The organism is Streptococcus sp. 2022WUSS135, assembly GCF_044427045.1.
In the GTDB taxonomy this organism is placed as follows: Bacteria; Bacillota; Bacilli; order Lactobacillales; family Streptococcaceae; genus Streptococcus; species Streptococcus hashimotonensis.
Genome location: NZ_JAOTGL010000021.1, coordinates 19902 through 29964 on the forward strand (window position 1 = coordinate 19902; position 10063 = coordinate 29964).

Annotated in this window: 9 protein-coding genes; 4 read left to right on the plus strand and 5 right to left on the minus strand. The window is 44.2% G+C overall.

From position 1 onward, the window contains the following. The first annotated feature begins 72 nt into the window (after positions 1-72). A complete protein-coding gene (locus ODU45_RS07395) occupies positions 73-1332 on the plus strand; it encodes a PLP-dependent aminotransferase family protein (RefSeq protein ID WP_398581058.1) in 1260 nt (419 codons plus the stop codon). A gap of 98 nt (positions 1333-1430) precedes the next feature. Here ODU45_RS07395 and ODU45_RS07400 read toward each other — a convergent pair whose 3' ends face one another. Then, positions 1431-2282, minus strand: a complete 852-nt coding sequence (locus ODU45_RS07400; RefSeq protein ID WP_205026619.1) for a DegV family protein — start codon at positions 2280-2282, stop codon at positions 1431-1433. Between the two features lie 126 nt (positions 2283-2408). Here ODU45_RS07400 and ODU45_RS07405 point away from each other — a divergent pair, with 126 nt between their 5' ends. Continuing rightward, entirely contained in the window at positions 2409-2813 is a 405-nt protein-coding gene (locus ODU45_RS07405; RefSeq protein WP_205026620.1) for a TetR/AcrR family transcriptional regulator, read from the plus strand. A gap of 159 nt (positions 2814-2972) precedes the next feature. On the opposite strand, the gene proC is transcribed toward ODU45_RS07405, so the two are convergent. From proC to proB, 3 genes are all read right to left on the minus strand, one after another. Then, positions 2973-3758, minus strand: a complete 786-nt coding sequence (proC, locus tag ODU45_RS07410; RefSeq protein ID WP_205026621.1) for a pyrroline-5-carboxylate reductase — start codon at positions 3756-3758, stop codon at positions 2973-2975. Between the two features lie 9 nt (positions 3759-3767). Next, complete coding sequence (locus ODU45_RS07415) at positions 3768-5006, minus strand: glutamate-5-semialdehyde dehydrogenase (protein WP_205026622.1); 1239 nt, start codon at positions 5004-5006, stop codon at positions 3768-3770. A 64-nt stretch (positions 5007-5070) separates the two neighbouring features. Continuing rightward, positions 5071-6147: a glutamate 5-kinase gene (gene proB, locus ODU45_RS07420; RefSeq protein WP_205026623.1), complete on the minus strand. Its 1077-nt coding sequence runs from the start codon at positions 6145-6147 to the stop codon at positions 5071-5073. Positions 6148-6238: 91 nt separating this feature from the next. Between proB and ODU45_RS07425 the strand changes: the two genes are divergently transcribed. Then, on the plus strand, positions 6239-6463 hold the full coding sequence (locus ODU45_RS07425; RefSeq protein ID WP_205026624.1) for a hypothetical protein: 225 nt from the start codon (positions 6239-6241) through the stop codon (positions 6461-6463). Positions 6464-6564: 101 nt separating this feature from the next. Here ODU45_RS07425 and ODU45_RS07430 read toward each other — a convergent pair whose 3' ends face one another. Continuing rightward, the gene (locus ODU45_RS07430; protein ID WP_398581059.1) at positions 6565-9033 is read right to left on the minus strand and encodes a bifunctional DnaQ family exonuclease/ATP-dependent helicase; all 2469 of its coding nucleotides are present in this window, start codon (positions 9031-9033) and stop codon (positions 6565-6567) included. Positions 9034-9140: 107 nt separating this feature from the next. Here ODU45_RS07430 and ODU45_RS07435 point away from each other — a divergent pair, with 107 nt between their 5' ends. Continuing rightward, positions 9141-9776: an MBL fold metallo-hydrolase gene (locus tag ODU45_RS07435; protein ID WP_205026626.1), complete on the plus strand. Its 636-nt coding sequence runs from the start codon at positions 9141-9143 to the stop codon at positions 9774-9776. The last annotated feature ends 287 nt before the right edge of the window (positions 9777-10063 follow it).

The window sequence follows — 10063 nt, forward strand, 5'->3', positions numbered from 1 at the left end:
ATTCATATATTGTATTTCTGCAACTTTTCCTATATACTAGCTAGTAACATAGTCTATAAAAAGGGGACCTAGATGAAAAAATATCAAGTTATCATCCAAGATATTTTGACTGGAATAGAGGAACACCGATTCAAACGCGGAGAGAAATTACCTTCTATCCGTCAACTCAGCGAGCAATATCATTGTAGCAAAGACACTGTCCAAAAGGCTATGTTGGAATTAAAGTACCAAAATAAGATCTACGCTGTCGAAAAAAGCGGTTATTATATCTTAGAAGATAGAGATTTCCAAGACCATACTGTAGAGCTCAATCCTGCAGACTTTCAAGAATTACCCTATGAAGATTTTCGGATTTGTCTAAACGAAAGTCTTATTGGGCGGGAAAATTACCTATTCAACTACTATCACCAGCAAGAGGGATTGGCAGAATTGATTTCCTCCGTTCAAAGTCTGTTAATGGACTATCATGTCTATACAAAAAAAGACCAGCTGGTTATCACAGCTGGTAGTCAACAAGCTCTATATATTCTCACACAAATGGAAACCTTGGCTGGAAAAACGGAAATCTTGATAGAGAACCCTACCTACTCACGAATGATAGAGCTCATTCGACATCAAGGAATCCCCTATCAAACAATTGAACGGGATTTCGATGGAATTGACCTAGAAGAATTGGAAAGTATCTTCCAAACTGGAAAAATTAAGTTTTTCTACACAATTCCTCGCTTGCACAATCCTCTCGGTTCAACCTATGATATAGCAACAAAAACAGCCATCGTAAAATTAGCAAAGCAATACGATGTCTACATCATTGAGGATGACTATTTGGCGGATTTCGACTCTAGTCATAGCCTACCTTTACACTATCTTGATACAGATAATCGTGTCATCTACATAAAATCTTTTACACCGACACTCTTTCCTGCCCTCCGAATCGGTGCAATCAGCCTTCCTAATCAGCTACGTGATACCTTCATCAAACATAAGAGTCTAATCGACTACGATACCAATCTTATCATGCAAAAAGCTCTCTCGCTCTACATTGATAACGGTATGTTTGCACGGAACACACAGCATCTTCATCATATTTATCACGCTCAGTGGAATAAAATAAAAGATTGTTTAGAGAAATACGCTTTGAATATCCCATATCGAATTTCCAAAGGGAGCGTGACCTTTCAGCTAAGCAAGGGGATTCTTTCTCCTAGCATCCAACACATGTTTGGAAAATGTTATTATTTCAGCGGACAGAAAGCTGATTTCTTACAGATCTTCTTTGAACAAGATTTTGCAGATAAACTGGAGCAATTCGTAAGATATTTGAATGAATGAAATCTAATAGTCTCACACAAACAATCCCCCTCGAACTTAAAAGACGAGGGGGATTATTCTATAGTGGAAATTACATCCCAAAATTGTTACTCTGTGAATCACGCTTTCACTTCATAGCCCATCAAAAGTCCGCCTTCTTCAGCATAAAAACTGCATAGACCTGATGTTGCAACTTCGTCAATAACAGCCGTTGGAAAACTTGCTTTTACCAACTCTGAGAATTGTTGGAAAAACTTGGCATTGTTGCGGTGGGCCATGACAATTCGACCACCATCATAGCCTGCTTTTTTCATTTCTTCAAAGGCCGCTGTCACAGATTTCTTATGGCCACGCGCCTTTTGAAGCAACTCTAATTTTCCTTCAGCACTTGCCTCACCAACCATACGGATATTGAGAAGACCAACGACAGTGCCTACCAATTTGCTCAGTCTTCCATTCTTAACAAGATTATCAACCTTCGCTAAAACAAAGAGGAGCTTACTGTGTTCCCGATAGTGAGTTATCGCTTCTACTACTTGTGGAAAATCTAATCCTGCACCAATTAAGCGATTGATTTCGTCTACAAGTAAATCCATCTCCCCACTGGCTGACAAACTATCTATCAAATGGATATTGACATTCGGATGCTCTTCGATATACATATCCCTAGCTACACGTGCCGCATTAAAACTACCCGATAGCCCACCTGTAATCGTCACAACGATAATGTTCTCAGCTCCCTCAAAAGCTGCTTGATAAGCCTGCGGACTTGGACACGCCGACCCAGCTGCAGACTTAGATGCCTCCATCACCTCCATCATGTGATCAATATCCAAGCTTGCATCATCAACAAATGCTTGATCTCCAACTTGGATGGTAAGTGGCACACTAATAAATTCCGTATCCGGAGCTAGATTAGCTAATTGACGATAGTCACAGCCCGAATCTGTAACAATTTTCCATTTTGACATAATATTCTCATTTCCAATTTTACTTTTTTATTTGACAATAAATCTCTATTTACTTACAATTATATCATTAAACTACCCCATCTGAAAGCATTTTCTTTCAGATGTGACACTCGGAAAAGGAAAACTATGGCAGGTCGTAAAATTTCACCCCAATCTTTGAAAAACCTCTATCAATCAAATAAAGAAGCGAATCAACTGACTAAGGAATCAATAGAAACTGCTCTGCTATTTCTCCTAGAGAAAAAGGAGCTCAAGCAAATTTCGGTATCTGAATTGGTTCGTAAAGCGGGAGTTTCTCGCAACGCCTTCTACCGCAATTACAAGTCCAAGGAAGAAATCCTTGAGGTATACTATGAACGGACTTCCAGCAACCTTAAAAAGAAATGGCATGATTTGCAGGATAAGGTTCAAAAGGATGGCGTCAAGCAAAGCTTTGCAGATTTTGTCCACGAACAAAAACGTAAGGCAGAGCAAATCAAAACCCTGTCCAACGTCAGTCAATGGATTAAAGAGAAAACACAGCGAGGATAATTTTCTTCGCTTTTTGATTTGCAAAAAAACTTGACCAAGTAGCCAAGTTTTTAAGGAGATTATGAAAAGTGAAACAGTCTGGGGATAGACTGTTTCAGCTCTATAACTTGAAACGAGGAATTGTTGACGAACTCTTTTTGATCTTTCTACACTTACCTCTTATTTCTCCCCCAATTTCTTGGTCTTTTTGAGGGCAGCAGCGACTGCCTTGATGATGGCGTAACGGAAGCCTTCTTTTTCAAGAGCTACCACTCCTGCGATGGTCGAACCGCCTGGCGAAGTCACTTCCTGTCTCAGTTGGGCTGGGTGCTTGTCGCTGTTCAAGACCATTTGGGCGGTACCTGTTAGGGTTTGAGCTGCAAGAACTTTGGCGTCTTGAGCCGTCAGCCCGTTCTGCACACCAGCATCCGTCAAGGCCTCAATCATCTGATAGACAAAGGCTGGACCGCAGCCTGCGATAGCCGTCGCTGCGTCGATCAAGCTCTCTGGCACTTGCTGGACCTTGCCTGATTTTTCTAGGATTTGTTCCAATAGCGGAGCAAGCTCTTGATTGACCAAGCTATAGGTTGTCATGCCTTGGCCGATAGCGACTGGTGTGTTGGGCATGATACGAATGATCTTGTCTGCCGATACAAAAGTTACCAGGCTGTCAAGGGTCACACCCGCTGCCATGGAAATCCAGATAGTTGACGGATTCTGGCTAATCTGGTCCTGCAAGCCTGACAAGACTGTCTGAATCAGGTGAGGCTTGACCCCAAGGAAAATCACCTCGGCCTGCTCTGCTATTTGTCCATTAGACAATAGCTGACCGCCCAGCTGAGTTTGTAGAGCCTGGGCTTTTGCTGGGTTGTGGTTGCTGAGTAGGAGCTGGGTATCTGGCTGCTGGCTGACCGCTTGGGCCAGGGCCGCTCCCATGTTGCCCAGTCCGATAAATCCAATCTTCATCTTGTCCTCCTAACGAATGTGGCCGTCGCCTGTGATGATGTACTTGTAGGTGGTCATCTCACGCAGGCCCATAGGACCACGGGCGTGCATCTTCTGAGTGGAAATGCCCAACTCGCAGCCCAGACCGAACTCGCCACCGTCTGTGAAACGGGTCGAGGCATTGACATAGACCGCAGCCGAGTCCACATGGAGTGTGAAAAGTTCTGCCGTTTGGCTGTTTTCAGTCACGATGGCCTCGCTGTGCCCTGTCGAGTGTTGAGCAATGTGGCTGATAGCCTCTTCTACGTTTGAAACGACCTTGACAGCCATGATATAGTCTAAAAATTCCGTGTCAAAATCTTGGTTGTCTGCCGGTGTGGATTGGTTTAGAATAGCCTGCGCCTGACTGTCAGCACGTAATTCCACCTGACCAGAAAGAGCTTCTTCCAAGCGAGGTAGGAATTGGCTGGCAATAGCTTCGTGAACTAGCAAGACTTCCGCCGCATTGCAGACTGAGGGACGACTGGTTTTAGCGTTGACCACAATCTGAAGGGCCTTATCTAAATCCGCATCCTTGTCCACATAGACATGGCAGATGCCTGTGCCTGTTTCGATAACTGGCACAGTCGCATTTTCAACGACGGCTTGAATGAGTCCTGCACCGCCACGTGGCACCAAGAGGTCAATCTTTCCTTTGGCAGTCATCAACTCCGTCGCAGAAACCCGGCTGGTGTCTTGAACCAACTCAATGACCTTTGTAGAAAGACCAGCCTCTTCCAAACCAGCCTTGAGGGCAGTGACAATGGCCTGAGCCGAATGAAAGGCTTCCTTGCCACCACGCAAGATGACTGCATTTCCGCTCTTGATAGCAAGGGCTGCAGCGTCTGAGGTCACATTTGGACGGCTTTCGTAAATCATTCCCACCAAGCCAAAGGGAATGGATTTCTTGCGAATGTTCAAGCCGTCTGCCCGAGTGGATTCTTCTAAGACCAGCCCAACAGGATCTGGCAAGCCAATCAAGGCCCGAATGCCGTCTGCCATAGCTTCAATCCGCTCAGCTGTCAGAAGCAAACGGTCCTGCATGACCTGGCTAATCTTGCCTTGGGCATTTTCCATATCAATGGCATTGCCTGCTAAAATTGCCTCAGTCTGAGCAACCAACTGGTCTGCCATTACTGATAGAGCTTGATTTTTCTGTTCGGTTGTTGCTAGATTGATTGAGGCCTTGTGGGTCAATAAACTATCTAATAATGCTTGTGTTGTTGTCATAAATTTCTCCTATTTAGTCTTTCAGTTTGCTCGTTCGTCAACATAATCAAGACAAACTGAACAACTATAAGCTCACCCAATCGTTGCGGTGAATCAACACGCCCTCCGCTCTGCCATTTGCCAACTGGTCCTGCAAGTCCTTGGAGGACAGTTTAACCCGCCCTTTACCAATCAAACGATGGTCTGCTTGACTATAAACCTCTACGACCTGACCCACTTCAAAGTCACCTTCGAGGGCTTTGACACCAGTAGCTAACAAACTGCGTCCCTGGTGCAACATGGCATCAACTGCTCCTGCATCCACTTCAACCGCCGCATCTGTCCGAGCGTAGAAGGCCATCCACTGCTTGCGTTGGTTCATGGCATGATCATCTGCTAAAAAGAGAGTGCCACGATTGGCCTGGGTGACTGCCTGCAAGAGAGCAGTATCCTCTTTTGAAGAGCAGATAAAGACGGGTACGCCTGACTTGGTCGCAATCTGGGCCGCCTGCAATTTGGTGGTCATGCCACCTGTTCCGTTAGACGAGCCTGCTCCTGCTGCCATGGCAAACAAATCTTCCGTAATTTCCTTGATTTCAGGTAAGTGCTGGGCTGTCGGATCGCTGTTGGGATTGGCCGTGTAAAGTCCATCCACATCCGTCAAAAGCACCAAGAGGTCTGCTTTCAAGAGAGAAGCCACCTGGGCAGATAAAGTATCGTTATCCCCCACCTTAATCTCCTCAATAGCAATGGTATCATTTTCATTGATAATAGGAATAGCTCGTTGCTTGAGCAAGACCTGCATGGCCTGAGAAGCATTCTGATAACGTCTGGCATCCGCAAAATCATCCTGGGTCAGCAAAATCTGAGCCGACACGATGCCATCTTTCATCAGGTTTTGCGTGTATTCCTCAATCAGCAAGCCCTGACCCACAGCCGCAGAAGCCTGTTTCTCCGCAATCTTAGTCGGTCGCTTGTCAAAGCCCAATCTCCGAAAGCCAGCAGCAATCGATCCTGACGTCACCAGCACAATCTGGTAGCCCTTCTGGTGCAACTGAGCCAGCTGATTGGTAATCCGAGCAATCTTAATCCGATCCAGACTGCCATTTTCTTGGGTCAGGGAGCTGGTGCCAACCTTAAATACAATTGTTTTTTCTGTCATAATCTCTTCTCACAAAAACTAATATTTGGAAAATTATACCATATTTTAATCATAAAGAAAATCACTGTTATTCAGCAAGGAGAAAGGGAATATGAGCAGCATTAAAAACGCTGGAAACAAAGAGGCTGGGCAAAAAGCCCAGCGGCTACTACTCAGAGTTCGTGTCAACATCTCAGCGCAGTGGTTGATTGGCAGATTTGTTCGTGTATTACACTCCAAATCTGACCATTACGACTGTTGCGAACAAAGTTCGCTTCATCTCCAACCTCCAACAGTCACTACTCTGACTGTTGGAGCTATGCGGGGGTGGGAGTGAAACAGTCTGGGAATAGACTGTTTCAGCTCAACAACTAGAAATAAAGACTTGTTGACGAACTCTTTTTAGACCAGTCGAGTTCTTTCTCACTCCCTTTCAACTTATTCGAAAAAATCTTGAATAGCTCCTTCTATTTCTTTCGCATCCACACTTAACATTGAATAATCTTTCTCAAAGAAGGACAGAATTTGCCGTCCATAGCGTTTGGTGTGAACACGCGGGTCCAAAACCAAGACTAGTGAATCTTGTTTGTCATGACGATTGGTACGCCCGATGGCTTGTTTGAGCTTAATCATCATCATAGGCAGGCTGTAATCATAAAATGGATTTTTCCCTTCTTCACGCAGATGGTGATTAATTTTTTGTACAAACCGGTCCTTTGGATTGTCGAATGGGAGCCTTGTAATGACCTGAATCAATTGGTCCTGGCTGGCAAAGTCAACTCCCTCCCAGAATACGCCTGTGCCGAGTAAAATTTGGCATTCCCCTCGTTCAAATTTGCGTTTGAGAGTCATTTCCTGTCCATGCTTGTGCTGGGCTAGGTGGGGAATGTTATTGTCTTCTAACAAATCCGACACCTGCAAGAGCAGAGAAATCGATGTGAACAAGACCAAAATCGGTCGTCCCAGCTCTGCTATTTCTCCTAAAGTAGTAGCCAAATAAGCTGCATGCTCCTCCTTGGTCCAAGCCAGGATGTCGGGGAGATGAGTCGGAAAAAGCAACTGCTGGTTGGTCACAGTTTGAGTCGGTATCAAATCCAAGGTAACCTGCTCAAAGCCCAGCAGATCCGCCAGACTGACCTTTTTGCTGATGGTCAAGGTGGCGCTGATGCAGAAAATCTTGGTATCAGGCAGGTAGCTGATCGCATTTAGGAGGCTGTCCTTGGAGCCCCGCAAATAGGCAAGCCGCTTTTCTTCTAAATTTTTCTCCTCCAACCAAAAGGTATCGTAATAGTCTATGAGCTGATGCAAGTCGTTCAAATCAACATCTCCAAGCTCCACCAGGTTCTGACCAAGTTGATGAAGTTCAGCCTTTTGAACCTCTCGTTGACCATGCTGACGAAAACGACTCAAAAAATGGTTGAGTTCAAACTGGCAAGACTCATACAAGCGTTGGTCCAAAATAGTCGTCGCTCTGTCCTTTTTACTTTGCAATACTTGTAACATACTTGTCAAATCTTGCGAAGCCGTCGCTAGATTTTCAGCAGCCAAGAGAAACTTTTGAGCTTCATCAATCACCACCAGACGCTTATCCATGAGAGGGTCTTGATCCTTAAGATGGTTGAGAAAATAAGCGTGGTTGGTAATGAGCAATCTACTAGAGAGAGCTTGTTGGTTCAACCGTTGCCAAAAATCCAAGCCCCAAAAAAGACTTTCTGGCTCCAATTTCCCATCGTGGGCAATCTCATCAAAGTAAGCTTGATAGCGTTGTTTTTGCTTAAGCTCATCCAAATCACCTGTCGTGGTTTCGCATAACCAGACTAGCACCTGCATTTTGAATTGATTGACCAGGCGATTATCATCCTGCCTCTGCAGGGTTCTCCAGTAGCTGTCTAACTTGATAAAATGCTTGGGCGATTTTAGAGAGACTATGGGAATACGAAATATCTCTTTAAGCTTGCTCCCTTCCTTTTCCATAATCTGCTCTTGAAGGAACTTGGTCGGTACGGTGACCAATAAAGGCTGGTCTGACTTAGCAAGTAAAGGCAAGAGATAACCGTAAGTCTTCCCCAAGCCTGCCTGTGCCTGTATAAAATGCACTTTTTCTTCGTCAGCCAAGCGTTTTTCTACTACTTGAGCAAATGCAGTTTGTTTTTTGCGTTCATGCAAGCCGAGAAGGGCAATATTGGTCGAAAAATCTTCAGATAATCGGTAGACCGACTTGAGTTCTTCTGGCTTTTTCAAGACCAAGCCATGAATAGATTCTAAATCGTATGATAGGTTTTCTGACAGAACAGGCACCATTTCATCAATGACCAGACGGGATTCAAAGAGCAGATTGTCCGCCAAATCAAGAATCTTTTCAACAATAGACCTGGGTAAGCTCTTTATTTTCTCTTGAATTTTGATGAGCAAGCGCGCCGTAGCCATGGCATCTGATATGGCCGTGTGCGCCTGGTCCAAACCAAGTTCCAAATGCTCTGCAAGATTTCCCAAGCTGTATTTTTCAAAAGTCGGGAAAAATAGCTGTGATAATTCCACCGTATCTACACGTGGCGTCAACAGTTCATAGCCTTCAAAAAAGAGTGCTTCTGCCAAGAGATTGGCATCAAACTTGACATTATGGGCGACGAATATAGCATCTCCAATCATGTCATAAATGGTACTTGCTACCTGACCAAAATCTGGAGCCTGACTTAGCTGTTGGTCTGTGATACCTGTCAGATTCTTGATATGGTCATCCAGTAGCTCATAGGGATTGATGTCCGTTGCGTAACTGTCAATGATTTCTCCATTTTCAACGAGAACAATCCCGATTTGAATGATTTTTGCATCGGTACCTGTACCAGTTGCTTCCAAATCTACAACGGCATACCGATTGCTTGTTCTTGTATCTTTCATACTGTTCATTATAGCATATTCCCTCTCATGGAAAAAGCTCCAAACAAATTCCATGAAGAAGACGTGTTTTTTTGTTAGACTAGTAACATCAGTAACTGTTAGAAGAAGGAAAAAGAATGATTATTCACAAATCTGTCAATCCTGTCGCTTTTCAAAATACCTACTACCTTGAAAATAATAACCATCTGATTATCATTGACCCTGGGAGTGACTGGACAAAAATTCAAGTAACTATCGAAAAAATCGGAAAACCAATTTCGGCTATTCTCCTGACTCACACTCACTATGACCATATTATGAGTTTGGACATTCTGCGTGAGACCTACAATTTCCCGCCTGTCTATGTGGCTGAAAGCGAAGCCAGCTGGCTCTATACACCAGAGATGAATCTATCAGGTCTACCTCGTCATGATGATATGGAGAATGTAGTCTGCCGACCTGCTGAAAAAATCTTCCAATACCAAGAAGACTACCAGTTTGACGGTTTTCATTTCAAGGTAGTTCCAACACCTGGTCACTCTATTGGTGGTGTTTCCTTTATCTTCCCAGAGGATGAATGTGTCATCACTGGAGACGCACTTTTCCGCGAAACTGTGGGACGTACAGACCTGCCTACCAGCAACTTTGATGACCTGATTACTGGTATCAGAGAGCATATCTTCACCCTGCCAAACCACTATGCTGTCCATCCAGGTCACGGTCAAAATACCAGCGTTGGACATGAGAAAAATTTCAATCCATTCTTTAGATAATCACATACTTTACGAATCATGACGGACTAAAAGTCATATAGTCATAACCACCCGTGAAAACGGGTGGCTTGTACACCGGCTATAAGCCGTTTCTCTCCAGCGACGTCTAAAGACGTTCGCTGAACTTCGTTCAGGTTAGTGCTATAATTACTTGACTAATGAGGCTGGGCAAAAACTAGCTTCTCACATATAAAAAACGAGCAATTCCACTTAGGAGTTGCTCGTTTTCCATTTCATGCTTTATAATTATAATAACCACAAAACAACTAGAAAGGCATGAAAATGTA